This is a genomic window from Rhodospirillales bacterium, from assembly GCA_018666775.1.
GTDB lineage: Bacteria > Pseudomonadota > Alphaproteobacteria > SMXQ01 > SMXQ01 > JABIXC01.
The window spans coordinates 23,299-48,565 of the sequence record JABIXC010000003.1; the positions used below are offsets into that span (position 1 = coordinate 23,299).

The window sequence follows — 25,267 nt, forward strand, 5'->3', positions numbered from 1 at the left end:
AAACAGGGACAGGGTGCCCAAACACTTTGCCAGAGAGAACACCATGACAGACGACACAGATACAGGCGTTAAAGGGATCGGCCGGGGACGGGTTTATAATTCCATTCTTGAAACCATTGGCGACACCCCATTGGTTTACCTGCCACGCCTGTCACGCGAAGACGGGTGCACCGCAAAAATTTATGCCAAGCTTGAGTTTTTCAATCCCCTAGGGTCTGTGAAGGATCGTATTGGTCTGGCCATGGTCGAGGCAGCAGAACGCGATGGCACGGCCGGGCCCGGGACAACCATCATTGAACCAACGTCTGGCAATACTGGCATTGCGCTGGCGTTTGTCTGCGCAGCCAAAGGCTATCGGTTGATTCTCTGTATGCCCGAAAGCATGTCTTTAGAGCGGCGCAAAATGCTTTTGATCATGGGGGCAGAACTGGAATTGACCCCAGCCGCAGAGGGCATGAATGGCGCGCTTAAACGCGCATCAGAACTCCACGAAACCACGGAAAATTCCGTCATCCTTCAGCAATTTGAAAACCCCGCAAACCCGGAAATACACCGCAATACCACGGCTGAAGAAATTTGGAACGACACCGACGGCGAAGTCGACGTGGTGATCAGTGGCGTCGGCACCGGGGGCACCTTGACCGGGATCGGCAGTGTTTTAAAAGCCCGCAAACCCGATCTGGAAATGATCGCCGTTGAACCCGAAGACAGCCCCATTCTTTCTGGCGGCCTGCCCGGGCCCCATAAAATTCAGGGGATAGGGGCGGGCTTTATTCCAGCCAATCTGGATATATCCCTGATCGATGACATCATTTGTATCGGCAACGAAACAGCCTTTGCCACAGCCCGAAAATCGGCCCGGATGGAAGGGCTTCCCGTTGGTATTTCATCTGGCGCTGCCTTGGCAGCTGCGATTGAAATTGGCGCCAAGGCAGAATATGCGGGGAAATCCATCGTCGTTATTGTCCCATCCTTTGCGGAGCGGTATCTTTCAACTCTATTATTCGATAATCTTTAGACAACCGCTTCAGGAAAATGATGGATTTTTCCGACCAGCAGCTCAAACGCTACGCACGCCATATCGTTCTGCCAGAACTCGGCGGTGTGGGGCAAACCAAGCTGTTGGATGCTCGCGTTCTTGTGATTGGTGCCGGGGGATTGGGGTCTCCCTTGTTGCTGTATCTTGCCGCCGCAGGCGTTGGGCATTTAGGCATCGTCGATGATGATGCGGTTGATCTTTCTAACCTGCAGCGCCAAGTCATTCACACCACAGACAGCATCGATACCGCCAAAGTAGAAAGCGCCAAAGCGACCCTGCATGGCATCAACCCCGATGTCGTGGTGGATGCCCACCGCGTGCGCGTGAACCCCGAAAACGTGATGGCTTTGATCAGTGATTATGACGTGATCGCCGATGGGTCAGACAATTTTGCGACCCGGTTCCTGCTCAACGATGCCTGTTTCTTTGCCAAAAAAACCTTGGTCTCTGCGGCCTTGTTCCGGTTTGAGGGCCAGGTCAGCACCTTTAAAGCCCATGACGGGGAAAGCCCCTGTTATCGCTGTATTTTTCCAGAGCCCCCGCCCGATGGCCTGATCCCATCTTGTGCAGAGGGCGGTGTATTGGGTGCGGTCGCAGGCACGGTTGGCTGTATGCAGGCGACCGAGGTCATCAAGGAAATCACCGGCATTGGCGAAAGTCTGGCCGGCAAACTGGTTGTTTTTAATGCCCTTGATGCCACCTATCGCAAAATTACGGCGCGCCCCGATCCGGCATGCGCCCTGTGCGGCACCAAACCCACCATTACCGATCTTTCCATTCACGAAAGTTAGCCCGTGACCGTTAAAACCATCGGCCCTGTCCTGATTATCTCCGTGCTGATTGGCACGTCATTTGGTGCGGGTATGACGGGGGTCATTTATCCGGCGGATGCGGCATCACCCAACAAAAGTGCGAAAGCAAAGAAACACATCAAACGGGGCACCGGTCGCCCCCTGCCAAGGTTTGCATCCCTTCGTTCCCGTGAAGCCAATTTAAGGACGGGTCCCGGGGTGCGCTATCCTGTGGAGTGGGTCTACAAACGATCCGGGCTACCCATCAAGATCATTGCTGAATTTAATATTTGGCGAAAAGTAGAAGACTGGCGCGGCACAGTGGGGTGGATGCACCGCTCAATGCTGTCTGGAAAACGCACCGTGATCACCACAGGCAAGATGACCGTTCTGCGTCGCAATCCCGAAGCAACTTCACCGGCAATGGCAAAAACACGCTCAGGCGTTATCGCAAAGGTGCTGGCCTGTTCCGGCCCGTGGTGTCGAATACGCGTTCAAGGGATAAAAGGATGGGCAACCCGTGCCAGTCTCTGGGGCATTCTCGCCAAGGAACAGATCAAAAAATAAGACCCCACCCCAACTTGTGGGCATCAGTCTTTGCTGAAATCTTCCATCAATGCTTTGCAGACGTTCTTTGGCAACACCGCCATATGGCCATAATGGTCATGGGCAATGGACAGCACCACCCGTGCATTATCATCACAAAATGCTTTTATCTGAACGGGGCTAAAGGGAAAATGCAAAAAGTGAATGGATGACGTTTTGCCACTTTCCTTGGTTCTTTCCAGATCTTTTTCAGCCACGGCTTTGATCACCTCTGTTCCAATTTCCAAGGTGATGGTTTCTTCGACATGGCTCAATCGTCCCAGTTCATGGGCGCGTTTGACCGGGTCTTCAATGGCAAACATCACTGTTGCTACCAGCTCATGGCCCTTTGGAATCAATGGGTTGTAGGCTGATAATTCGCCGGCCACCTGTTCTTCACCGCCCCGTTCCACATAAAGCATTTCCTGGATCTGATGGAGCATGGTGTCAAAATTTTCAAAAAAGAACGTGGCATATGGCCCCACGGAAATTCTACGGTTGGCCTTAATGGCCCCGATTGCTGCGCGCTTTTCTTTCCGGGCCGCACCATAGGCATCAAAGTCCAGCGTCACATCGTTACGGCTAATTTCTAAACGTGTGCCCATCTTTAATCGTCCCTATCTGCATGGCCATAGGACTGCGCCATAATTTCTATTGGATGGGTGGTCCCTGATTCCGGGGCAACCCCACCGTCTAACATCTCCATCCCCTGAACCACGTGCTTGCCAGCCAAGGGGCATTCTGAGGCAACATATGCATTTTCTGCCTCTAACGCTTTGCGGGCCACGGGACGCCCAACCTTCAGGGCCGTATCAAAATTTTCATCCATAATACCCCAACTGCCGCCATGGCCAGAGCAACGCTCAATCACGGAAACATCTATTTCGGGAATAAATTTAAGCATTTGCGCGGCTTTTGGCCCCATGTTTTGAGCGCGTGCGTGACAGGCGAGATGCAGGGTAACCCCACCCGGTACCGAGGACATGCCGGGGGCAAGGCCTTCGTTTTCTGCAATATCGACAATGTATTCAGAAATATCGCGGGTCGCCCCAGACAACGCCATCACCGCGTCACGATCTGGATCATCAACAGCCACGATCAGGGGCCATTCAAATTTCAGCATTAACGCACATGATGGCGTGGGCGCGATAATGTCATAGCCCTTTTCAATCCACGGGGCAAAATAGAGGGCAGCGGCCTTTGCATTTTTTGCAACCCGGGCCAGATCACCATGTTCCAGTTGCGGCATCCCGCAACATCCCGGATAGCCCACTTCCATTTCAACGCCATTGCGCGCCAGAACCAAACGCACCGCTTCACCGATGCCTGGATTGTTATAATTCACAAAACAGGTGGTAAACAAAACCACCTTGCGCCCATATCCGGGGGCGGTTGTATTAATAGCCACCGATGATGCACGCGCGCGATCGCCAAATGTTTTGCTGAAACATTTGGGCATTTCAACCTTTGCAGAAACACCTGCGATCAACCGCAATAATGGGCGGGTTAGCCAGTTTTTGGTTGAGGTTGCCCAATTGGCCAGCCCCGCCACAAACCGGGCCATGCGGCCATTGCGATCGGTTTCTGTCAATTGCCGGGCGGCAAATCCAATGTCCCCCTTTTTCAATTCAACCGCGCGATAGCGCAGCATAAGGTGCGGAAAATCCAGATTAAATTCATGGGGTGGCACGTAAGGGCATTTGGTCATGTAACACATGTCACACAGGGTGCAGGCATCGACCACGGGTTTGAAATCTTTGCTGGCAACCGAATCCAGCTCACCACTATCTGATTCATCAATCAGATCAAACAATTGGGGGAACGAATCACACAGGTTAAAACAGCGCCGACACCCATGACAAATATCGAACACACGGCGCAGCTCTTCGTCCAGCTTTGCTTCGTCGTAAAAATCCGGGTTGTGCCAATCTATTGGGTGACGCACGGGTGCGCCCAAACCACCTTCGCTCATCTTGATCCCCTTTATGGCCTTTGCCGGGCCAGATAAAAAAACGCCGGGCGGTTATCGTACCCGCCCGGCGTCTTAAGAGAGCCTGCGGAATTAACCGAGGGTATCGAGCGCTTTCTGGAACCGGCCGGCATGGGACTTTTCAGCCTTTGCCAGAGTTTCAAACCAGTCAGCAATTTCATCAAAGCCTTCGTCGCGTGCGGCTTTGGCCATGGATGGATACATGTCTGTGTATTCATGGGTTTCACCGGCAACAGATGCCTTCAGATTAGCAGACGTATTGCCAATGGGTTCGCCCGTTGCAGGATCACCGGTTTCTTCCAGATATTCCAGATGGCCGTGCGCATGGCCCGTTTCGCCTTCGGCGGTGGAACGGAAAACGGTAGAAACGTCGTTGTAACCTTCCACATCGGCCTTCTGTGCAAAATAGAGATAGCGGCGGTTGGCCTGGGATTCGCCGGCAAAGGCGGCCTTCAGGTTTTCTTCGGTTTTGGTTCCCTTCAGTGCGGGCATGGTGTTCTCCTTGTTTTTAATTATGGCTGCGATGGGTTTGCTCCCGTGCATGCAGCAAATTACTGTTTATTTTAGGATTCACAAAGGCACAAGTCAAATAGTTTAGAATAAATCTAAACTATTTTAGCGCCGCCTATCAGAGATTTCAAAAGAGGATGGATCAGGAATTACGGACCCGGATGACCACATCAATTCGTTCCACCTCTGTCCCCTTTGGGGGTTTTGGCATTGATGCAATCACCACATCACCGCCACTGATGTCTTCCAGTTCTGCGCGGTCTTCAAAGAAGAAATGATGATGCTCGGTTGTGTTGGTATCAAAGTAAGAACGGCCCGTATCCACAACAATTTCGCGCAACATCCCGGCGCGGGTAAATTGGTGCAAGGTGTTGTAAATGGTCGCCAATGAAACACGGATATTGGCTTTTTGGGCACGATCATAAAGCTGTTCGGCAGTCAGATGGCAATCGCCCGCATCGCTTAAGAGTCTGGCCAAGGCCATGCGCTGGCGCGTTGGCCGAAGATCGCACCGCTTTAAAACATCCAAAACATCCGCATAGGGACGGTTTTTAGGGTCATTATTCATATTTGTTTTGGCCATCAAAGGAGCCCCATAAATATGCTCTGCCAATATCATAGGTCAGTTTTTAGAATAACTATAAAAATAATTTCTATTGGCCAGAAACAATCCGCTCGAACAGTTCCCTGACCGTAGGAATAAACCCGTTGGCGTAAAAAGGGTCGCTTTTGAAGCGATAGGCATTATGGCCCGAAAACATCAACTCGTTTTCAATGTCCGAGGTATGACTGACGGCTTGCAGGGTTTTCTGGATGCAAAAAGATCTGGGATCAGCCTTGCGCCCGGTCGTCCCCGATTCATTTTGTGACCAATTGGAAAAATGGCATGCACTGAGACAGCCCATACATTCAATTTGATCCCGCCTAATTTTATGCGATCGATCTGGCGTCACAAAAATCAGGGTTGAATCAGGGGTGCGCAAAACATCGGTGTAGCCTTCTGCCACCCACCCTTCGGCCGAAGGTTTATCAGATGCGGCCAAAAAGACTTCGCGGCCCCTGGCACCGACAGCAAATGCCGTATTAAGATCGCCATCCGCTTTGGTGGAATATGCAACCTGGCGCTCTGAGCGGGTTTTGAGTTCGTCTAAAAATGTGTTTCTGACGGCAGAAGAATAAAATCCGGTTGGGCTGAAGTGGTTGAGGTAAACATCCCCTTCTTTCAGCGTCAGAAGCCGAGTTTTCCAGGCATCAGAAATCGGGCTTTCTTTTGTTAAAAGCGGCCGTGTCCCAAACTGAAAGGCCATGGGGCCAAGATCAGGATTATCCAACCAGTCTTCCCATTCCTGAAGCGCCCAAACACCACCTGCCATAACAATCGGCGTAGAATCCAGGCCACACTCCACCATCAATTTCCGCAGATCCATAACCCGTGGCATCGGATTTTCAGGTATTTCGGGGTCTTCAACATTGGACAACCCATTATGGCCACCGGCCTTCCAGGGGTCTTCATAAACAACGCCACCCAACCATTGGGCATTCTTGTGATACGCCCTTTTCCACAGCGCCCTGAAGGCCCGGGCCGAAGAAACGATGGGATAGTAATAAACCCCGTATTCAGCACAGATTTCTGCCAACCGGTACGGCATGCCAGCGCCACAGGTAACCCCGTGGACCATGCCTTTTGCACTGTCTAGAATGCCCTTTAAAATTTCTTCAGCGCCACCCATTTCCCACAGGATGTTCATGTGGATACGGCCTTCGCCGCCTTGCATTTCATGGGCAATTTTTACCTGTGTCAGGCCGCCCCGAATACCATTGACGATCAGTTCTTCGTGACGTTCGCGCCGGGTCTTGCCGAGAAAAACAGGGGGGATGACAGCGCCATCGTCATCGTACGAATCTGCGTTGACCCCTGAAATCGTGCCAATGCCACCCGATGCTGCCCATGCACCAGAGGTAATGCCATTGGACACGGCAACACCCTTACCGCCTTCCACCAGAGGCATAACCTCTTTTCCAGAAATCATCAGTGGCTGCAAAGGCTTCATTAAATGTCACTCGACCGGAGAGCCCGGCCCCTATCATCAACTAAAATCAAACGAGGCACGGCCGGAATTCTGAAACGTGAATTCCGGCCAGCCCCGAAGAAGTTTTACTCAGCTGCAGGCGTATCGGCGGCATCTTCAGAAAGATCCTCGCCGGTTTCCTGATTAACAACGCGCATGGACAACCGTACTTTCCCACGATCATCAATACCCAGAACCTTAACCTTGACCTGGTCACCTTCATTGATCACATCCGTGACCTTGTTGGTGCGCCCTTCGGCCAATTCGCTGATATGGACAAGACCATCACGGTTGCCAAGGAAATTAACAAAGGCGCCGAAATCGACAACCTTGACCACCTTGCCCGTATAGATCACGCCCACTTCGGGTTCTGCAACGATGGACTTGACCCATTCAATGGCCCGGTCCGCCGCTTCACCGTCAACGGCAGCAACCTTGATGGTGCCATCATCTTCAATGTCGATCTTGGCGCCTGTGGTTTCGCAGATTTCACGAATAACCTTGCCGCCAGTACCGATGACATCACGGATTTTGTCCTTGGGAATCTGGAAGGCGGTAATACGGGGCGCATTGCCCGATACCTCTTCACGACCAGAAGAAAGTGCTTTCGACATTTCGCCAAGAATATGCAGACGACCTTCCCGGGCCTGGCCCAGAGCGATTTGCATGATTTCTTCCGTGATGGACGTAATCTTGATGTCCATCTGCAGGCTGGTAATGCCTTCATCGGTCCCTGCCACCTTGAAATCCATATCGCCCAGATGATCTTCATCACCCAGAATATCCGACAGAACCGCATAGCGATCATCTTCCTTGATCAGGCCCATGGCGATGCCAGCGACCGGCTTTTTCAGCGGCACACCTGCATCCATCATGGAAAGTGCCGTGCCACACACGGTTGCCATAGAAGACGAACCATTGGATTCGGTAACTTCTGAAACCACCCGCATGGTATAGGGGAATTCTTCCTTGCTGGGCAGCATTGGATGCACTGCGCGCCATGCCAGTTTACCATGGCCAATTTCACGACGACCCGGAGAGCGCAAGAAACTTGCTTCGCCAACCGAATAAGGCGGGAAATTGTAATGCAGAAGAAAATGTTCCCGATAATCCCCATCCAGGGCATCGATGATCTGTTCATCCTGGCCAGTGCCGAGCGTTGTGACGTTCAGAACCTGGGTTTCACCACGGGTGAACAATGCGCTGCCGTGCGCCCGGGGCAAAACACCCACTTCGCAAGTAATTGGCCGCACGGTTTTGGTATCACGCCCATCAATACGAATGCCTGAATCCAAAATGGCGTTACGCACAATGTCTTTTTCAAGCTTCTTAAAGGCACCCTTGACCATGTCGCCAGACATATCTTCGTCATCTTTCATAGTGTCCATGGCTGTGGCCTTGGCCTGATCAATGGCAATAACACGCTTGCTTTTGTCAGGCTCAGAATACGCTGCGCGCAGACCTTCTTCGGCCAGTTCACGAACCCTAGATGCAACAACTGCCTGTTCTGGAGGGACTTCTGTTGTTGGCCAAGGTTCCTTGGCGGCTTCTTCGGCCATCTCAATAATGGCGTTGATAACCGGCTGGAACCCACGATGACCAAACATCACCGCGTTCAACATGACCTCTTCGCTCAATTCTTCGGCTTCGGATTCAACCATCAAAACGCCTTCCTGAGTGCCAGCAACGGCAAGATCAAGAATGGAATCTTCCATCTGATCCGTCAGGGGGTTGAGCACAAATTCGCCATCAATATAACCAACCCGAGCAGCGCCCAGGGGTCCCATGAAGGGAATTCCTGAAAGGGTGAGTGCCGCAGATGCACCAACAAGTGCCACCATATCCGGATCGTTTTCAAGATCATGGGCAATAACCGTACAAATGACCTGGGTCTCGTTACGGAATTGCGGGTGAAACAGGGGACGGATCGGGCGATCAATCAATCGCGATGTCAGGGTTTCCTTTTCTGAAGGCCGCCCTTCGCGCTTGAAAAAGCCGCCGGGAATTTTACCCGCGGCAAATGCCTTTTCCTGATAATTAATTGTCAGGGGGAAAAAATCGATTCCTTGTTTCGGTTCTCTCTGGGCAACGGCGGTACACAGTACCGTGGTTTCTCCGTAGGTCGCCAAAACTGCACAATCAGCCTGGCGCGCAACGCGGCCAGTTTCCAGTGTCAGCGTGCGCCCACCCCAATTTATTTCCTTCTTTACAACATTAAACATTCTATCTCTTCCTTCGTTCTTTATATCGTCCTACCAACCTACGTGGGGTCGGCCAAGCCGACCCCCAATATCCCAGCCAAAGCCGGGCCAACTCAGCGGCGCAAACCTAAGCGCTTAATCAGAGTCTGGTATCTGTCTTCGTTCTTTGATTTCAAATAATCCAACAGGCGGCGCCGCTTGCTCACCATGATGAGCAGGCCACGTCGGGAATGGTGATCGTGTTTATGTTCCTGCAGATGTTCTGTCAGGTTTGTAATGCGCTCCGAAAGGATGGCAACCTGGACTTCTGGGGAACCTGTATCAGTGGAACCGGTCGCATATTCGCCAACCAGTTCGGCTTTCTTTTCTGGTGTAATCGACATCAGATACTCCGTCTTAAAGGTTTAAAACACGCACCGGGTGTACTTCGCCTGAACATATGCGGGCCAAGGCAACAAGCTTTGTCCCGTCCATGGCACAAACAACAGCACCGTCGGAAAGCGTGGTGGGATCATTATCCCGTGTCCCAAACACCTTCACAGACTGGCCCTGCCTCATTGCAGCGGCTTCGTCACCGGTCAGGGCCAGCGCCGGGATGTCGTCCAGCACGGTCTCGATCGGGTGAAGATATTCGAAATCGCGCGCACTATGCCCCAAAGTGCATAGATTATCCAGCCCAATTGCGGCATTTATTCCAAAAGGTCCAACCTGGGTTCGCCGAAGCTCTGCTACATGCCCAACACTGCCCAAGGCTACCGCCAAATCCTGTGCTAATGAGCGGACATATGTCCCCTTTCCACAGACCAATTCCAGCGCCACATGGTCGGGATCAGGACGGGAAATCAGCGTTAAAGCCTTAATTTCAACCATTCTGGAGGGTATTTCGACCGCTTCACCCAAGCGGGCCAGATCGTAGGCGCGCTTTCCATTGATTTTGATGGCCGAATATTTGGGGGGCACCTGTTCAATAACGCCGATAAATTGGCCCAAAATGGCCTCAATAGCCGCCGTTTCAGGCCGCACGGTGCTGGTTTCGGTCACTTTGCCCTCACCATCCCCGGTATCACGGCTTTCCCCAAACAGAATCGTGAAATGATACGTTTTGGTCCCATCCATGATGTAAGACACCGTCTTGGTCGCTTCCCCAAGGGCCACGGGCAATACGCCACTGGCCAAAGGATCAAGGGTTCCCCCGTGACCAATTCGCATGGGCTTTAGCGCAGCCCGCAGGCGGGAAACAACACCAGCCGAGCTGATCCCGATGGGTTTGTCGACAATAACCCATCCATTTAAGGGGCGCGCACCAACCGGGGGTTTGCGCCTACGCCCCATTCTTTTCTCCTGAATCGTCTTCTGGCTCGCGAGATTCAGATGAGTCCTCAGGCAGAATGTCGCGGGCGACCTCCGGGCTGTTCAACAATGCGTCAATACGGGAAGAATAATCAAACGATGTGTCGGGGACGAAAGAAAGCCTGGGCACGAACCGAAGTGCTATTTGGCGGGCAATTTCCCGATGAAAATATCCCACTGCACGATTAAGGGCCGCCACGGTTTTTTCCATGTCCCCGCCCCCCAATGGCGTCACATAAGCCGTGGCATTCTTGAGATCCGGGCTAATCCGAACTTCGGTCACGGTAATGGCGGCATCAAATAAATCGGGGTCGTGAAAATGGCCTTGGCGAATGACATTCACCAAGGTGTGACGCAATTCCTCCCCAACACGCAACTGGCGCTGACTGGGAGCATGAGAAGGTACATTGTTTTGTGCGTGTTTCATGGGACCGACCAACTATCGTGTGACACGCACCACTTACAGGGTGCGCGCGACTTGCTCTACCTCGAAGCACTCGATCACGTCGCCTGCCTGAATGTCGTGGTAGTTTTCCAGAGCCATACCACATTCGGAACCGGCGCGAACTTCTTTCACTTCATCCTTGAAATGCTTGAGTGTTTCAAGATCCCCTTCATGGATGACCACACTATCCCGCAAAAGGCGGACTTTGGCGCCGCGGCGGACAACGCCGTCGGCGATAAGACAACCCGCAATTTTACCAACCTTGGTGATGGAAAAGACCTCTCTGACCTCTGCACTGCCAAGACGGGTTTCCTTGGTATCGGGGTCCAGCATCCCTGTCAGGGCCTGGGTCACGTCATTGGTAAGATCATAGATAATTGAATAATAACGGATTTCAACACCATCACGTTCCGACATGACACGGGCCTGCGGATTAGGACGAACGTTGAACCCGAATACCAAAGCGTTAGAAGCCCGTGCCAGGGTGATGTCGGATTCATTGATACCGCCCACGCCGGAATGCAAGACATTCGCCCGCACTTCGTCATTACCGATTTTTCCAAGGGCGCTAACAATGGCTTCAACAGAACCCTGCACATCCGCCTTGATAACAACCGGAAGTTCCTTTGCCTCGCCTGAGGCAATAGAGGCCAGCATCTCTTCAACGCTATCGCGTGTGCCAGCAACAGCCGCCGCATCACGAACAGCGCGTTGGCGGTATTCTGCGATTTGACGGGCTTTGGTCTCATTTTCCACGACCATGAATTCATCGCCGGCAATGGGCGCGCCATTAAGCCCCAGAACTTCAACAGGCATGGATGGCGAAGCCAGTTTAATTTTGGAACCATGATCATTGGAAATCGCCCGTACTCGGCCCCATTCGCTGCCGGCGACAAACACATCCCCGATCCGAAGCGTGCCACGATGAACCAACGCAGTCGCAACATTGCCGCGACCTTTTTCAACTTTGGCCTCGACCACAATACCCTGAGCAGAACGATCCGGGTTGGCTTTCAGTTCCAGAATTTCTGCCTGCAAAAGAATCATCTCTTCCAGCTTGTCCAGATTGGTGCCTTCTTTTGCCGACACTTCAATCCACAGAACATCGCCGCCCAATCCTTCCAGGGCAACATCATGTTGCAAAAGATCTATTTTGACGCGTTCCGCATCAGCACCGGCAACATCGATTTTGTTGATGGCAACAATCATCGGCACTTCTGCCGCCTGGGCATGATGGATGGCTTCAATGGTCTGTGGCATGATGCCGTCATCGGCCGCCACGACCAGAATAACGATATCCGTCACCTTGGCACCACGAGCACGCATTTGCGTAAAGGCCTCATGGCCCGGCGTATCCAGGAAGGTGATTTTTTCACCTGATTTAACGGTCACCTGATAGGCACCAATATGCTGGGTAATGCCGCCAGATTCCCCGGATGCAACATCGGTTTTGCGCAATGCATCCAAAAGGGACGTCTTGCCGTGATCAACATGACCCATCACGGTCACCACGGGGGGACGTTTTTTCAGGGATTCAGGGGCGTCTTCCTCGCCGCCCATGCCTTCTTCCACATCCGCAGCACTGATGCGCTTCATAACATGGCCGAATTCAGCAATCACAAGCTCTGCCGTATCGGCATCAATGGTCTCGGTGATGCTCGCCGTCACACCGATGCCCATAAGCTTTTTAATGACATCGCCAGCGCGTTCCGCCATGCGATTGGAAAGCTCTTGGACGGTAATGGTTTCAGGAACCACCACTTCACGGATAATCTTGACCGCTTCACCACGGGCCTGGCCTGCTTGTGCACGCCGTTCCCGTTCGCGCGCGCGACGCACCGATGCCAGGGATCGAACGCGCTCGCCACTTTCATCATCAAGGGCTTTGGCAATGGTAAGCTTGCCACGGCGGCGCGGGTCATCTTCCTTGCGCAAGGTCAGTGCGGGACGACCCTTGTCAGCCTTTGCACCCTTTTTCCCTGCTTTTTCTTCTTCTTCAACACGTCCCACTTCAGCGCGGGGTGCCGCTTCGGCCTTGCCCTTGCGGGGGGCCCTGGCAGTTTCTCCTTCTGCAGGCGCCAAAGATTCAAGGGCCGCGATATCAGGTGCTGCCTCTGCTTTGGATTCTGGCTTGGCTTCTGCTGCTTCGGCTTTTTTCTTCTTTTCTTCTTTTAGGCGGGCGGCTTCTTCGCGGCTGCGCCGTTCTTCGTCTATGATCGCGCCTTCCAATGCTTTGGCCCGAACAACTTTTTCCTGACTGGTCAGATGTTCATCGCCCGCAGGAACGTCTTGGCCTGCTGCCAGAGGATTCCCTTGGGACTTAACCTCTGCCATCGTGCCGCCAGCATTCGGGGCATAGGTGCGTTTCTTGCGCACCTCAACCGTCACGGCCTTCGTGCGGCCATGGGAAAAGCTCTGCTTAATCTGACCCTGCTCGACGGTTTTCTTAAGCTCAAGCTTGCCAGGACGAGAAATGGACAACGGTTTTTTCTTGTCCGCTTCCTTGTCTGTCTTCTTATCTTTGGTCGTTTCGGTCATGCCTTGTCCACTCTATCCTTAACCAACGCTTCTGGCACGTCCAGAATACCGGGATTTTTTGATTCGTTGTGTAATTCAGGCCGTAATTCAGTCTGTAATTCCGTCTCCAGACCAGGTCGCAATCCAGCAAGACGCGCACTTTCACGACGAATACGCTTCGCAAGGCGCACATCGGTAATGGCACCATGAACAGTGCCATCGCGTCCAAAAATTTTCCCCAACTCACTCGCGTCAAGGGCCCCCGCAATAGGCGTATCCCCTGCCAATGCACGCAATTTTGCGCGCCCATCGTCGGCACCGTCTGAGGCTGCAAGCAAAATGCGTACATCGCCCGATTTCAGCGCACCTTTAACTTTTTCAAATCCAGCCACGGCCCGACCCGCACGGCGCGCCATGCCAATCAAACTTCCAACCCGTGAAACAAGTCCGGATTCAACTTGCTCCGCAAGATCAGGGGAAATTTCTACAGGCGCACCAAGAACACGGGAGAAATGCCGACCTGATGCCGCTTCAGCCAAAACATCATGACGCGCCATGATCCACAACCCACGACCAGGAAGACGTTCATCAAGATCCACGACAACACCGTGTTTGGAACCAAAATCAGGACCGGGGACAAACCTGATCATCGCATCACGAGACGCAGTTTCCCCGCTCACCAGGCATCGCCGCAGTGATTCCTCTGATTTCCCCTTATGACTGGCTTTTCCGGCCGTATTTTGGGGCGTCTTATTTTTTGTTCCACGCACGTCCATAATTCCCAGATCAGTCTTCCAGGGTTGTTTTAGTTTCAGCGTCTTTATCTTCTGTATCTGTCGCTTCAGCGGCGGCTTCGGCTTCGGCGGCGGCGTCTTCTTCAACAAACCAATGCGCACGTGCACGAACGATGATTTCATTCGCAATTGATTCAGTAACGCCAAAGTCCTGAAGGATGCCTTCTTCCTTCTCACCGCCTTCTTCTTCCGCTTCAGAACCCGAAAGTTCATATCCAGCCAGTTCCCCGAGCGCATCAAGGGTTTTAATCCCCTGTTCCGCAAGAGCAACCACCATCTGGGGGGTCAAACCCTCCAGTTCGGCAAGATCATCGGCAATTTCAAGCTCGCGGCGCTTTGTAGCGAATACTTCTTCCTGCTCTGACAGATAGGCCTGAGCACGGGTCGACAATTCTTTTGCCACATCTTCATCAAAGCCTTCAATGGATGCCAATTCTTCAACCGGCACAAAGGCCACTTCTTCCAATAAAGAAAAGCCTTCGGTAACCAGAAGATGGGCGATCACTTCGTCAACATCCAACGCCTCAATAAACAGTTGAGAGCGGGTTTTGAATTCTTCCTGACGGCGTTCAGATTCCTGAGCTTCGGTCATAATGCGGATGTCCCAACCCGAAAGCTGGGATGCAAGGCGGACATTTTGACCGCGACGCCCAATAGCCAGACTAAGCTGGTCATCTGGAACCACCACTTCGATCTTGTTCTGATCTTCGTCAATCACGACCTTGGCCACTTCTGCAGGTGCCAATGCATTCACAACAAACGTTGCGGGATCAAGCGACCACTGGATAATGTCAATTTTTTCGCCCTGAAGTTCGGCAACCACGGCCTGAACACGACTGCCGCGCATACCAACACAGGCACCGACGGGGTCGATAGAGCTGTCATTTGAAATCACGGCAATTTTGGCGCGAGAGCCAGGATCGCGTGCAACGGATTTAATTTCGATAATACCGTCATAGATTTCAGGCACTTCCTGAGCAAACAGTTTGGCCATGAATTCGGGGCGGGTACGCGACAGGAAAACCTGTGGTCCACGCTGTTCTTCGCGTACATCATAGATATAAGCACGGACCCGTTCCGATGCCCGCAGGTTTTCCCTGGGTAGGCTTTCATCGCGACGCATGATCGCTTCGGCACGGTTAAGGTCAACGGTCACATTGCCAAATTCCACGCGCTTGACCAGCCCATTGACCACTTCGCCAATGCGATCCTTATATTCCTGATACTGACGTTCGCGTTCGGCTTCGCGGACCTTTTGGACAATAACCTGTTTGGCTGTCTGGGCCGCAATGCGCCCAAAATCGATGGGCGGCAAAGGATCAATAATGAATTCGCCAACGGCAATGTCTTTTTGGGTGCGCTGTGCAGATGCAAGATCGGTCTGGATCATTTCATCTTCGACCGTTTCAACCACCTCAACATAACGCGCAAGCGAAATTTCTCCGGTAGAGCGATGAATGTGCGCCCGGATATCATGTTCCTGGCCATACCGTGAACGGCCTGCCTTCTGGATCGCCTCTTCCATGGCGGTCAAAACTTCTTCACGATCAATCGCCTTTTCCCGCGCGACTGCCTCGGCAACCTGGATAAGTTCCGGCCGGACGAGACCCGTTGTCTCTTCTGCCCGTGGCGTTTTTCCAGTGGTCTGTTCCATCGTCATCTTTTCCCACTCACTTTGTGCTTCGTGCCCTGAAGCCGTTCGTTAAAAAATTTCGTTAAGGCCCATAATGCGACCCGCTTATTGAAGCCCGCCTGATGCCGCAATCAGATCGTCCGTTAAAATTAGACGTGCTGTTGCAATCAATTCAAACGGCACTTCCACAGGACCCTCTGGTAATTCAACTGTCACCACGCCCTGATCAATTCCTTTAAGCCTTCCAGAAAACCGGCGACGCCCATCAACGGGTTCCATTGTCTCTATCTTTGCTTCAAAACCGGCAAACCGTTCAAAGTCTCCGACCCGAACCAGCGGCCGATCAATCCCCGGCGAGCTGACCTCTAAGGTATACGCGCTGACGATTGGGTCTTCAGCATCCAGCAAGGCCGAAATCGCATGACTGATTTCTGTACAGTCATTGACGGTCATGCCCTTGCCGTCACGGCGTTCTGCCATGACCTGAAGCAACGGGGTGTTCCCCCCGCCAAGGCGTGCGCGCACCAGATCATAACCCATCTCTTCAAGAGGGGCTTCTATCAGCGCTGCAATCTTGTCTTGCACCTGATTCATCGTCGTTCGTAATTTCCCGCCCCGAACCGCAACACCTACAGGCAAAGCACCCGGGGCCAAATTTCTCTGGTTTTTTTGTGGTCCACAAAAATTAGATAATAAAAAAAGCGGGCCGGTGGACCCACTCCGCTACGTCCTTCTTTATGGAGACCATCTGAAGATATGGGGAAATATAGTCATTTCCGCCTTTTCTTCAAGTTTTTTGGCACAAAGACCTAAATTGGGCCAAATTTAATCTCTGGAACACCTTTCAAAGATCAAAAAAGCCGGCGCTGCCCCCCGAGCGCGGGCCTTTTCTTCGTAACGGGTTGGCGGCTGGTCAGAGGGGCGAATTCGCCAGTCATCTGCGGTTTGGGCCATCCATTGGAAATCCGGGTGGGCCAAAAGGGCGGAAAGCGCCCAACGTTGATACCCCCGATCATCACTGGCAACCCGCAATTGGGCACCGTCTTTCATGGCATGGGCCAGAGAATCCAGCGTTTGTGGGCCAATAAAGCGACGCCGGGCATGGCGGGTCTTGGGCCAAGGGTCGGGGAACAGCACAAAAACCCGATCCAGGCTGGCTTGGGTCAAACGACCGAGAACCAGACGGGCATCATCCATCAAAATCCTGATATTTTCGATTTTTTCCCCATCAATCTTTGCCAGCAAGGATGCCACGCCATTGATGAACGGCTCACATCCGATAAATCCGATATCTGGGTGATTGATGGCCTGGCGCGCAAGATGTTCCCCGCCGCCGAACCCAACTTCGAACCAAACAGCATCCGGGGCATTCGGAAAACACCCCGAAGGTTCAATATGTGGATCACCCGATTGATCCGCATCCGGCAAATCTAGCGAAAGTTTGGGCAACAAATCACGCAACAGCCGTTTGCGCAAGGGGCGCAATGGACGGCCTTGGCGGCGTCCGTAAAGAACGCGTTTCCGATCAGATGGTTTTTTAGACGCGGTCATTTTTCCGGCCCCGGCTAATGATCAACCCAAAATATGCCGCGATTAAGTCAGGGCGGATTTCAGGGCCTCGGTCAGATCAACCTTTTCCCAGGAAAAGCCGCCATCTGCTTCTGGTTCGCGGCCAAAATGCCCATAAGACGATGTCCGGGTATAAATCGGCTTGTCCAATGCCAAATGGTCACGGATGCCCCGGGGGGTCAGGTCCATGACTTCACCAAGGGCGGCTGCCAATTTTGATTCATCCACGCGCCCGGTGCCCTGGGTGTTGACGTAAACCGATAACGGTTTGGCAACGCCAATGGCATAAGAAATCTGGATGATGCACCGTTCTGCCAAATCTGCGGCAATCACGTTCTTGGCCAAATAGCGCGCGGCATAGGCCGCTGAACGATCGACCTTGCTTGGGTCTTTCCCTGAAAATGCGCCGCCGCCATGGGGGGATGACCCACCATAGGTATCAACGATAATCTTGCGCCCTGTCAGGCCACAATCGCTGTCAGGACCACCAATGACAAACCGTCCGGTGGGATTGACATAAAATTCATCTTCATCACACATCCAGCCATCGGGCAGGATATTTTCAACATGGGGGCGAACAATGTCGCGGACCTGGGCCTGATCCAGACCTTCATCGTGCTGGGTTGAGACAACGACGGAGGTTGCCCGCACAGGCATGTTGTTTTCATAAAGCATGGTAATTTGGCTTTTGGAATCAGGACCCAATCCGGTGATCGCACCAGAATGGCGCGCATCTGCCATGGATTTTAGAATCGCATGGGAATAATGAATCGGTGCCGGCATCAACACATCGGTTTCACGGCACGCATAGCCAAACATGATGCCCTGATCCCCGGCCCCTTCAGACTTGTTGCCGCTGGCATCAACCCCTGCGGCAATATCCGTAGACTGGGCATGGATAATGACTTCCACTTCGGCATTTTTCCAATGAAACCCGTCTTGTTCGTACCCAATATCCCGGATACAGGTCCTGGCGATCTCTTCAAAGGTTTCCTTGCTTGTTTCCGGCCCACGGATTTCGCCGGCCATGACCACCCGGTTCGTTGTCACCAACGTTTCGGCACCAACCCGGGACTGGGGATCAAGGGCCATGTAATGGTCAACAACGGCATCGGAAATACGATCCGATACCTTGTCGGGATGCCCTTCGGAAACTGATTCACTGGTAAAGAGATAATTGCTCGACGCCACGAGACCCTCCGCTGGTTTATCTAGGACCAATTTAAATCATGCTTCTGATTTCATCGTCAGAAACGCGGGCGCACAAATTTGCGCTCAAGGCCCCCTTGTGGCGGTCTTTGTGACAATCCAGAGGGGGACCGTCAAGCGGATTCCGTTTTTTATGGTATCTGGTATTTTATCTTGATCAGAACAACGCCTGTTCAGGCAGGACAATCAAATAGACTGATCAGGTCGACTCACCCATAGAGCGCACCAGTGCCAGCACCTTGCGGCGCTGCTTTTCATCACTGATCTGATAATAAGCCCGGAGCAAGGTCACCGTTTCCCGACTGGCCATTGGATCGGTAGCAAATGCGGAGGGGGCGCCTTCAGACAGCCCCGATGCCTTTTTCCGTATCCCGGCAACGGCAGGCGGCATGCCTTCATAGAAAAAGTTGATGGGCACATCCAGAATTTGGCTTAAGGCAAACAGGCGGCTGGCGCCTATGCGATTGGTGCCGCGTTCATATTTTTGAACCTGCTGAAAGGTTAGGCCCAAAGCATCGCCCAGTTTTTCCTGGCTCATTCCCAGCAATCCCCGGCGCAAACGAACCCTTGCCCCAACATAGACATCTATTTCGTTGGGACGGCCTTTGGTCCCCCGTTTGGGGGGAGGCGTGGCTTTTTTAACTGCTTTGACCATGTGATGTTTCTTCTTGTGTAAAAGTGCAAATTCAACAACCGGCACGCTAACACGACTAAATCGGTCAACCGCAAACTAACCATAAAGTAATGGTTCTTAATCCTCAACAGGCAAATTTGGGAAGCGCTAATTTTTCCTTGTTTTTAGCCCAATTTACAACTTAAACGGGCCTGTAAATGCGAAGTTGCATTCTATAAAACAACAAAACCAACGCGAGCAGTATAGCAAAAGATATATTCCCTGTCTTCGAAAAAATTGTCCTTTGCGCCAAACTTGGCGGCAGCGCCACATCAAGAACGCCGCCGACACCGAGCGGCAAACTGCCCAATAGGTGCCCATAGGCATCATAGACAGCGGAAATGCCGGTGTTGGCGGCCCGCACCATGGGAAGCCCCTCTTCCACGGCACGCATCCTGGCGGCTGCCAAATGTTGGTATGGACCCGATGAACGTCCGAACCAGGCATCGTTGGTCACGTTAAGCAGCCACCGGGGCCGGGGACCCGATAGGTCAGACGATGCTGTGACACGCCCCGGGAAAATGGCTTCATAACAAACCAGCGGGGAAAAAGGTGCCAAGCCCGGCAAAGAAAGCGTGCGCGGCCCAGGACCTGCCGTAAAATCGGTGCGACCTGCCGTAATCTTGTTCAGGGGCAGATAACGGCCAAGGGGCACATATTCACCAAAAGGCACCAGATGATGCTTGTCGTAGGTAGCGATGATGCCCTTGGCATTCAGGGCCACAAGGCTGTTACGAACCCGAAATGGTTTAATGCCCGGTGGCGTTGTGCGGACGGCACCGGTAATCAGCAGCCCATTTTTGGGCACCCCCATCATCAACGTCCTGATCTGGCGATCGCTGCCATTCAAAGTAAACGGCACGGCCGTTTCGGGCCAAATTACCACGTCCGGGGCCTGACCCGGTACCGGACCGGGGCTGTGCGTTAGACGTAAATATTTTTCAAAATGCGCGCGGCCAAGATTACGCTGCCATTTCAAGCGCTGATCAATGTTCGCCTGTACAATGCGTAGTCGGGTTTTGGGGAACGCTGCTGGCTCGGATATAATGGGTGTCTGACCTAAACGCACCGCACCGCCACCAATCAAAAGCCCGAACACGACAAGCCCAAAAAGAACCGGGGTAAAACGGGCCCGTATGCCGCCATCATGCGCCCGCTCGCCAGAGCTAAGCGTAGACGGCAGGGCTGCAAGAAAGACAACAACAAGACTCAACCCATAACTGCCAATCACGGACACGCTTTGAATCCAAAGTGGCGAAAACGCAAACGCGGTCGCGATAAGATTCCAGGAAAACCCGGTCAGAATGGTGCCCCGCACCCATTCCATAACGGCCCAGGACAGTGCCAAAATAACAACGCGCCCAAAACCCTGAGGGGCCCGGAAAGCTGCCATTGCAGCAAGGGCCGGGAACAGGGCAAACCCAAGAGAAAGCCCCGCCACGGCAAAGGGTGCCAAAATGCCGTATTGGGCAGCATCAACCAAAAGCGCATTGGTAATCCAGTAAAGGCCACAAACAAAATGGCCAAAGCCAAACCACCATCCAGCGAAAAAGGCGTCGCGCTTTGTGGCACTGCCATCAATCAGCCACACCAGACCGGTGAAGGAAACAAACAATGCAGGCACCAGATAAACCGGTGGCAACGCCAGAACCGCAAACCCACCGAGCAAGACCGCCACAAGACCCCGGTGCCAACCGACAATGGATTGGAGGTGCCGGGCCATGCCTTCAACGGCAGAGATCATCAAGCTTTTCCAGAATCGCTGGGCAGATTGCGAAGCCGTAGCCGTTTTATCCGGCGAGGGTCAGCCTCAATGACTTCAAAGACGATGCCGGAAGAATGCCTGATGACCTCTCCCCTGCTGGGCACCCGGTCAACCAGCGTAAAGACAAGACCCCCAAGGGTCTCAATGTCTTCTTCGCGTTCATCATCGGTCAACACGGCACCGACCTGTTTTTCAAATGTCTCCAGGTCCGTCCGGGCATCGGCGATCATGGAACCATCGGGGCGGGTGATCATGGCCACATCATCAACATCATGTTCGTCCTGAATATCGCCGACAATTTCCTCGACCAGGTCTTCAATGGTCACCAGACCATCGGCACCCCCGAATTCATCCACCACCAGTGCCAGGTGGACCCGCGCCAGACGCATTTGCAAAAGAAGATCCAGAACCCGCATGGTCGGCGACACGAACAAAACCTTGCGCATGACGCTGGACATATCAAACCCATCACGGTTTCCGGTATACGCCAGAATATCCTTGATATGGACCATGCCCAAAATATCATCCAGCGTTTCCCGATATACGGGAACGCGGGAATGGGCGGCATCGGTCATGACCCTGATCAGATCATCAAGAGACGCGCCTGCTTCAACGGCGACAATTTCAGCCCGCGCCACCATGACATCGGCGGCATTGATATCGCGCAGTTTAAAAACATTCTCGATCAACAGGCTTTCATCTGCATTGATGGGCGTGTCTACATCAGCATGTTCTTCGATGAGCTCTTCTAGGGCGTCACGGATTGATGCATCGCCATTACGTGACCAGCGCAATCGTTGGCGCGCCCAGGCGACAAATCTATGAAATATATTAGAATGCCTGATTTCGGCCCCGTTCTCACGGGGCAGGCCAGAACCAGCGTTTTCAGTCATCTTCCTCTTTTCCATCCGGGCCAAGGTCACCCTGATCAATTTCACGTCGCACGTAAGGATCAGAAACCCCGATCTCTGACAGCACCGCCACCTCCAGATGCGCCATGATTTGGGCATCGTCGTCATCGATGTGATCATACCCTAAAAGATGCAGGACACCATGGACAACAAGATGAGAAAGATGATCCCCAAAAGAGAGTCCGCCGTCCTGTGCTTCTCTGGCCGTTGTTTCAAAGGCCACAACAACGTCGCCCAAAAGCCGGGGGGCGCCTTCAGGGGTTTGTTCTGAATCATCCCCATTTTCAAATGCCAAAACATTGGTTGGGGCATCAAGGGAACGGTAATCCCGGTTCAGGGTCTGAATGAAAGCATCATCAACCAAAACAATACTGAGCTCGCCATTTGCTATTTCGCAAGTTTTAAGGGCCGCACGGGCGGCGCGAATAACTTCGGCGCAAATATCCGCATCCGCATCGGTCCAGGCACCGGCATTAATTGCCACATCAATTTCAACATCAGAAGTCAAATCAGACATTGCAGCTCAGCTGTCCTGATCAGAATTCTGTGTTTGCATCCGTTTTGCCTTTGCCTGATTGCGGCGGCTTTCGACTTTTTCATAGGCCTGCACGACCTTGGTCACTAAAGGATGGCGCACCATATCGCGATCCGAAAAACGGATAAATTCCACCCCTTCGACGCCGCTCAATGCTTCCACGGCATCATCCAGACCAGACCGGGAACCCAAAGGCAGATCAACCTGACTGAGGTCTCCCGTCACGACCATGCGCGAGCCTTCACCAAGGCGGGTCAGACACATTTTCATCTGAACGCTGGTGGTGTTCTGGGCCTCATCAAGAATAATAAAAGCATGCGCCAACGTGCGCCCCCGCATGAAGGCCAGAGGGGCAACTTCGATGTCACCATTTTCAAGTCTTTTCACAACCTGATCACCGGGCAGCATATCGTAAAGCGCATCGTAGAGCGGGCGCAAATAGGGATCGACTTTTTCGCGCAGATCACCCGGCAAAAAACCGAGCCTTTCGCCCGCTTCGACAGCGGGGCGGGAAAGAATAATTCTGTCCACCTCTCCGGCCTGCAGCATGGACACCGCAACGGCCACCGCAAGATAGGTCTTGCCCGTGCCCGCTGGCCCAAGCCCCAGAACCAGTTCATGGGTATTCATGGCTTCAATATAGGCGGCCTGGGTTGGCGTGCGGGCAATAATATGTCGGCGTTGCGTTCCAAGGCCTGAGCCCCCTGAGCCCCCGCCTTTTGTGGTTCCCGGAAGCTGCAATTGATCCACCGCCGCCAGACGAACAACGGCGTCCACCTCTCCTTGATCGGGGTTGCCGCCCTTTTTGATCCGGTCATAAAGAACCATCAAGGCATCCCTTGCCGCCTGCTTTCTGGAATAGGCCCCCGTTATCGCAACGGCATTGCCCCGTGCATTAATGGCAACATCCAGTTCGTTTTCGATCCGGGAAAGATTGCGATCATGATCGCCAAATAAAAGCGTCAATGCGGCGTTGTCATCAAACTGAACCATCAGGGGTTTATCTGGGGATGAAACATCTCCCCGACTATTTAATTTTTTTGTTCCAAGGTTTTGTTTGGGTTTGGCCGCCGATCTAGAACTGGCTGATTTAGAGCCCGGTTTTCTAGAGGCTTTTTCCACATTTCTTTTCGTGGTTTTTTTTGTGGTTTTTTTATCTGTCGGGCGGCTCATGCGTCCACCTGCAATGGATGATCGGCCGGGTTATTGTTCGCTGGATCATCAACCAAAGCGCCCTTCAAACTATTGGGACGGCTTTCCGTTATCGTGACATTGCGAATGGTGCCAAACAGGTCTGACACGATCCGATCAACATCTGATCCATCGTCTGGCGTAACCGACACATTAACGGCCTGAAGATAGGGGCTTCGCCCAGCCACCTGGCCTTGATAGCGCCCGGGTCGATCAAACAGAACCGGGAATGTTTTTCCAACGCAGGCTGCATTGAAAGCGCTGCTTTGATCGCCAAGAATTTTTTGCAATCGAGCCAGCCGTTCTGCTTTCACAGGCTCTGGCACCTGATCATCAAGGCTGGCCGCCGGGGTGCCGGGCCGGGCACTGTATTTAAAGGAATACGCTTGGGCATAACCAACCTTTTCCACCAGATCGAGGGTTGCTTTAAAATCATCATCGGTTTCACCGGGAAAGCCAACAATAAAATCTGAGGAAAGGGCAATGTCGGGAAGGGCATCTCGCAGCTTTGCAACAATATCAAAATATTCATCCACGCCATAACCGCGGTTCATTGCCGTTAAAATTCTATCGGAACCCGATTGAACCGGCAGATGTAGATAGGGCATCAGGGTCTTGATCTCACGATGGGCATTGATCAGATCATCATCCATATCCCGGGGATGGGACGTGGTGTAACGGATACGCGCAAGCCCTTTTAATTCTGCGAGAGACCGGATCAAACGACCAAAGCCCCATTCTTGATTGGACCCATCTGATGCGATCCCGTGATAGGCATTTACGTTTTGTCCAAGCAGGGTGATCTCGACTGCACCCGCAGCAATCAAGGTGCGGGCTTCATCCAGAATGTCTGACACCGGACGGGAATATTCTGTCCCCCGGGTGTAGGGCACGACACAAAAAGTACAGAATTTATCGCAGCCTTCCTGAACCGATAAAAAGGCGGCGCTTGTGCCCTGATTTCCGGGTTTCGAGCCTGATTCTTTTGATCGTGTAACGGGCAGGGAATCAAATTTGGGTTCTTCGGGAAACTCCGTTTCCACCACCCGGGTACCCGCCGCCGCCCGGGTCACCATGTCACCTAAACGATGATAGGTCTGGGGACCAAAAACAAGATCAACATAAGGGGCGCGGCGAACCATTTCTTCGCCTTCTGCCTGGGCGACACACCCGCCAACACCGATCAACATGGATCGGCCCGCTTCCTGGGCATTTTCTTTTAACGCACGCAATCGGCCCAGTTCGGAATAGATTTTTTCAGCGGCTTTTTCCCGAATATGACAGGTGTTTAAAATGATCAGATCCGCACCCTCCGGGGCCTCGGTCAATTCATAATCCGCGGGCGCCAAAACATCCGCCATACGACCCGAATCGTAGACGTTCATCTGACATCCATAGGTTTTGATAAATAGCTTCTTTGTCAAATCCGCGTTTTACCGCTTTTGGCGGGTATCCTGATGACGAGGCGTGGAAACAGGCCGTTTTGCATC

Annotated in this window: 24 protein-coding genes; 3 read left to right on the forward strand and 21 right to left on the reverse strand. The window is 52.8% G+C overall.

Features of this window, described 5'->3' with window-relative positions; translation table 11 throughout:
- Positions 1 to 43 precede the first annotated feature (43 nt).
- The 3 genes from cysK to HOJ08_00690 all read left to right on the forward strand — a co-directional run bounded on the left by cysK (position 44) and on the right by HOJ08_00690 (position 2,397).
- Positions 44 to 1,018 carry a cysteine synthase A gene (gene cysK, locus HOJ08_00680; GenBank protein MBT5671950.1) on the forward strand — a complete coding sequence of 325 codons (975 nt, stop codon included), beginning with the start codon at positions 44 to 46 and terminating at the stop codon, positions 1,016 to 1,018.
- A 17-nt stretch (positions 1,019 to 1,035) separates the two neighbouring features.
- On the forward strand, positions 1,036 to 1,830 hold the full coding sequence (moeB, locus tag HOJ08_00685; protein MBT5671951.1) for a molybdopterin-synthase adenylyltransferase MoeB: 795 nt from the start codon (positions 1,036 to 1,038) through the stop codon (positions 1,828 to 1,830).
- 72 nt (positions 1,831 to 1,902) lie between these two features.
- Positions 1,903 to 2,397: a hypothetical protein gene (locus tag HOJ08_00690; GenBank protein ID MBT5671952.1), complete on the forward strand. Its 495-nt coding sequence runs from the start codon at positions 1,903 to 1,905 to the stop codon at positions 2,395 to 2,397.
- Between the two features lie 23 nt (positions 2,398 to 2,420).
- Here the strand turns inward: HOJ08_00690 and HOJ08_00695 are convergent, their stop codons facing one another.
- The 21 genes from HOJ08_00695 to miaB form a co-directional block, all read right to left on the reverse strand.
- The gene (locus HOJ08_00695) at positions 2,421 to 3,020 is read right to left on the reverse strand and encodes a DUF3501 family protein (protein MBT5671953.1); all 600 of its coding nucleotides are present in this window, start codon (positions 3,018 to 3,020) and stop codon (positions 2,421 to 2,423) included.
- Positions 3,021 to 3,022: 2 nt separating this feature from the next.
- The gene (locus HOJ08_00700) at positions 3,023 to 4,387 is read right to left on the reverse strand and encodes a glycerol-3-phosphate dehydrogenase (protein MBT5671954.1); all 1,365 of its coding nucleotides are present in this window, start codon (positions 4,385 to 4,387) and stop codon (positions 3,023 to 3,025) included.
- 90 nt (positions 4,388 to 4,477) lie between these two features.
- Complete coding sequence (locus HOJ08_00705) at positions 4,478 to 4,897, reverse strand: rubrerythrin (protein MBT5671955.1); 420 nt, start codon at positions 4,895 to 4,897, stop codon at positions 4,478 to 4,480.
- 160 nt (positions 4,898 to 5,057) lie between these two features.
- On the reverse strand, positions 5,058 to 5,483 hold the full coding sequence (locus HOJ08_00710) for a transcriptional repressor (protein MBT5671956.1): 426 nt from the start codon (positions 5,481 to 5,483) through the stop codon (positions 5,058 to 5,060).
- Between the two features lie 85 nt (positions 5,484 to 5,568).
- Entirely contained in the window at positions 5,569 to 6,966 is a 1,398-nt protein-coding gene (locus HOJ08_00715; protein MBT5671957.1) for a nitronate monooxygenase, read from the reverse strand.
- A gap of 104 nt (positions 6,967 to 7,070) precedes the next feature.
- Positions 7,071 to 9,206, reverse strand: a complete 2,136-nt coding sequence (pnp, locus tag HOJ08_00720; GenBank protein MBT5671958.1) for a polyribonucleotide nucleotidyltransferase — start codon at positions 9,204 to 9,206, stop codon at positions 7,071 to 7,073.
- 92 nt (positions 9,207 to 9,298) lie between these two features.
- A complete protein-coding gene (gene rpsO / locus HOJ08_00725; GenBank protein MBT5671959.1) occupies positions 9,299 to 9,568 on the reverse strand; it encodes a 30S ribosomal protein S15 in 270 nt (89 codons plus the stop codon).
- 13 nt (positions 9,569 to 9,581) lie between these two features.
- Positions 9,582 to 10,517 carry a tRNA pseudouridine(55) synthase TruB gene (gene truB / locus HOJ08_00730; GenBank protein ID MBT5671960.1) on the reverse strand — a complete coding sequence of 312 codons (936 nt, stop codon included), beginning with the start codon at positions 10,515 to 10,517 and terminating at the stop codon, positions 9,582 to 9,584.
- Positions 10,507 to 10,962, reverse strand: coding sequence for a 30S ribosome-binding factor RbfA (gene rbfA, locus HOJ08_00735; GenBank protein MBT5671961.1), 456 nt, complete (start codon positions 10,960 to 10,962; stop codon positions 10,507 to 10,509). The genes truB and rbfA overlap by 11 nt, the downstream gene beginning before the upstream one ends.
- A gap of 33 nt (positions 10,963 to 10,995) precedes the next feature.
- Positions 10,996 to 13,518, reverse strand: coding sequence for a translation initiation factor IF-2 (gene infB / locus HOJ08_00740; GenBank protein MBT5671962.1), 2,523 nt, complete (start codon positions 13,516 to 13,518; stop codon positions 10,996 to 10,998).
- On the reverse strand, positions 13,515 to 14,267 hold the full coding sequence (locus HOJ08_00745) for an RNA-binding protein (GenBank protein ID MBT5671963.1): 753 nt from the start codon (positions 14,265 to 14,267) through the stop codon (positions 13,515 to 13,517). The genes infB and HOJ08_00745 overlap by 4 nt, the downstream gene beginning before the upstream one ends.
- Positions 14,268 to 14,283: 16 nt before the next feature.
- On the reverse strand, positions 14,284 to 15,945 hold the full coding sequence (nusA, locus tag HOJ08_00750) for a transcription termination/antitermination protein NusA (protein MBT5671964.1): 1,662 nt from the start codon (positions 15,943 to 15,945) through the stop codon (positions 14,284 to 14,286).
- 84 nt (positions 15,946 to 16,029) lie between these two features.
- Positions 16,030 to 16,518, reverse strand: coding sequence for a ribosome maturation factor RimP (rimP, locus tag HOJ08_00755; protein MBT5671965.1), 489 nt, complete (start codon positions 16,516 to 16,518; stop codon positions 16,030 to 16,032).
- A 231-nt stretch (positions 16,519 to 16,749) separates the two neighbouring features.
- The gene (gene trmB / locus HOJ08_00760; GenBank protein MBT5671966.1) at positions 16,750 to 17,475 is read right to left on the reverse strand and encodes a tRNA (guanosine(46)-N7)-methyltransferase TrmB; all 726 of its coding nucleotides are present in this window, start codon (positions 17,473 to 17,475) and stop codon (positions 16,750 to 16,752) included.
- Between the two features lie 42 nt (positions 17,476 to 17,517).
- Entirely contained in the window at positions 17,518 to 18,684 is a 1,167-nt protein-coding gene (locus HOJ08_00765) for a methionine adenosyltransferase (GenBank protein MBT5671967.1), read from the reverse strand.
- 217 nt (positions 18,685 to 18,901) lie between these two features.
- Complete coding sequence (locus HOJ08_00770; protein MBT5671968.1) at positions 18,902 to 19,357, reverse strand: helix-turn-helix transcriptional regulator; 456 nt, start codon at positions 19,355 to 19,357, stop codon at positions 18,902 to 18,904.
- A 160-nt stretch (positions 19,358 to 19,517) separates the two neighbouring features.
- On the reverse strand, positions 19,518 to 21,119 hold the full coding sequence (gene lnt / locus HOJ08_00775) for an apolipoprotein N-acyltransferase (protein MBT5671969.1): 1,602 nt from the start codon (positions 21,117 to 21,119) through the stop codon (positions 19,518 to 19,520).
- Positions 21,119 to 22,033: an HlyC/CorC family transporter gene (locus HOJ08_00780; GenBank protein ID MBT5671970.1), complete on the reverse strand. Its 915-nt coding sequence runs from the start codon at positions 22,031 to 22,033 to the stop codon at positions 21,119 to 21,121. Before HOJ08_00780 ends, lnt begins: the two co-directional genes overlap by 1 nt.
- Entirely contained in the window at positions 22,026 to 22,559 is a 534-nt protein-coding gene (gene ybeY, locus HOJ08_00785; GenBank protein ID MBT5671971.1) for an rRNA maturation RNase YbeY, read from the reverse strand. The genes HOJ08_00780 and ybeY overlap by 8 nt, the downstream gene beginning before the upstream one ends.
- A gap of 15 nt (positions 22,560 to 22,574) precedes the next feature.
- Positions 22,575 to 23,579 (reverse strand): PhoH family protein, encoded by a 1,005-nt coding sequence (locus tag HOJ08_00790; GenBank protein ID MBT5671972.1) that lies wholly within the window; start codon positions 23,577 to 23,579, stop codon positions 22,575 to 22,577.
- Positions 23,580 to 23,755: 176 nt separating this feature from the next.
- Complete coding sequence (miaB, locus tag HOJ08_00795; protein MBT5671973.1) at positions 23,756 to 25,201, reverse strand: tRNA (N6-isopentenyl adenosine(37)-C2)-methylthiotransferase MiaB; 1,446 nt, start codon at positions 25,199 to 25,201, stop codon at positions 23,756 to 23,758.
- Between the last annotated feature and the right edge of the window lie 66 nt (positions 25,202 to 25,267).

Excerpts from the sequence above, each read along its gene's own strand:
- cysK (MBT5671950.1), top strand. The coding sequence starts at position 44 with ATGACAGACGACACAGATACAGGCGTTAAAGGGATCGGCCGGGGACGG.
- moeB (MBT5671951.1), top strand. The coding sequence starts at position 1,036 with ATGATGGATTTTTCCGACCAGCAGCTCAAACGCTACGCACGCCATATC.
- HOJ08_00690 (MBT5671952.1), top strand. The coding sequence starts at position 1,903 with ATGACGGGGGTCATTTATCCGGCGGATGCGGCATCACCCAACAAAAGT.
- HOJ08_00695 (MBT5671953.1), bottom strand. The coding sequence starts at position 3,020 with ATGGGCACACGTTTAGAAATTAGCCGTAACGATGTGACGCTGGACTTT.
- HOJ08_00700 (MBT5671954.1), bottom strand. The coding sequence starts at position 4,387 with ATGAGCGAAGGTGGTTTGGGCGCACCCGTGCGTCACCCAATAGATTGG.
- HOJ08_00705 (MBT5671955.1), bottom strand. The coding sequence starts at position 4,897 with ATGCCCGCACTGAAGGGAACCAAAACCGAAGAAAACCTGAAGGCCGCC.
- HOJ08_00710 (MBT5671956.1), bottom strand. The coding sequence starts at position 5,483 with ATGAATAATGACCCTAAAAACCGTCCCTATGCGGATGTTTTGGATGTT.
- HOJ08_00715 (MBT5671957.1), bottom strand. The coding sequence starts at position 6,966 with ATGAAGCCTTTGCAGCCACTGATGATTTCTGGAAAAGAGGTTATGCCT.
- pnp (MBT5671958.1), bottom strand. The coding sequence starts at position 9,206 with ATGTTTAATGTTGTAAAGAAGGAAATAAATTGGGGTGGGCGCACGCTG.
- rpsO (MBT5671959.1), bottom strand. The coding sequence starts at position 9,568 with ATGTCGATTACACCAGAAAAGAAAGCCGAACTGGTTGGCGAATATGCG.
- truB (MBT5671960.1), bottom strand. The coding sequence starts at position 10,517 with ATGGGGCGTAGGCGCAAACCCCCGGTTGGTGCGCGCCCCTTAAATGGA.
- rbfA (MBT5671961.1), bottom strand. The coding sequence starts at position 10,962 with ATGAAACACGCACAAAACAATGTACCTTCTCATGCTCCCAGTCAGCGC.
- infB (MBT5671962.1), bottom strand. The coding sequence starts at position 13,518 with ATGACCGAAACGACCAAAGATAAGAAGACAGACAAGGAAGCGGACAAG.
- nusA (MBT5671964.1), bottom strand. The coding sequence starts at position 15,945 with ATGGAACAGACCACTGGAAAAACGCCACGGGCAGAAGAGACAACGGGT.
- rimP (MBT5671965.1), bottom strand. The coding sequence starts at position 16,518 with ATGAATCAGGTGCAAGACAAGATTGCAGCGCTGATAGAAGCCCCTCTT.
- trmB (MBT5671966.1), bottom strand. The coding sequence starts at position 17,475 with ATGACCGCGTCTAAAAAACCATCTGATCGGAAACGCGTTCTTTACGGA.
- HOJ08_00770 (MBT5671968.1), bottom strand. The coding sequence starts at position 19,357 with ATGGTCAAAGCAGTTAAAAAAGCCACGCCTCCCCCCAAACGGGGGACC.
- lnt (MBT5671969.1), bottom strand. The coding sequence starts at position 21,119 with ATGATCTCTGCCGTTGAAGGCATGGCCCGGCACCTCCAATCCATTGTC.
- HOJ08_00780 (MBT5671970.1), bottom strand. The coding sequence starts at position 22,033 with ATGACTGAAAACGCTGGTTCTGGCCTGCCCCGTGAGAACGGGGCCGAA.
- HOJ08_00790 (MBT5671972.1), bottom strand. The coding sequence starts at position 23,579 with ATGGTTCAGTTTGATGACAACGCCGCATTGACGCTTTTATTTGGCGAT.